Source organism: Streptococcus mitis (assembly GCF_001074635.1).
GTDB classification, from domain to species: Bacteria; Bacillota; Bacilli; order Lactobacillales; family Streptococcaceae; genus Streptococcus; species Streptococcus mitis_E.
The window spans coordinates 1-223 of the sequence record NZ_JUQO01000151.1 but is presented as its reverse complement, the minus strand read 5'-3'; the positions used below and the strand labels follow the sequence as shown (position 1 = coordinate 223).

Sequence of the window (223 nt, the reverse complement as noted above, 5' to 3'; positions counted from 1 at the left end):
TGCTTTTAATGCTGCAATTGTATCAGCCTTTGCTTTTGCTTCTTCTGGACTATTCGTTTCAGCTTTTTCTAATTCTGCAATCGCATCTTTTAATGCTTGATCATAATTAGCTAAAAACTCTTCTTGAGCTGCTTTCTCTTTTGCTGCAGCCTCTTTATCTTCTTCTGCTGCTTTCTTATTTAATTCATCGATAAATTTTTCAGCTTGTTTTGCAGTTAAGCCT

Annotated in this window: 1 protein-coding gene; it reads right to left on the bottom strand. The window is 35.0% G+C overall.

All coding sequences use genetic code 11. The features are described 5' to 3' along the window. A partial coding sequence (locus ADI58_RS06365) for a hypothetical protein (protein WP_049521904.1) occupies positions 1-223 on the bottom strand: 223 nt, incomplete at both ends.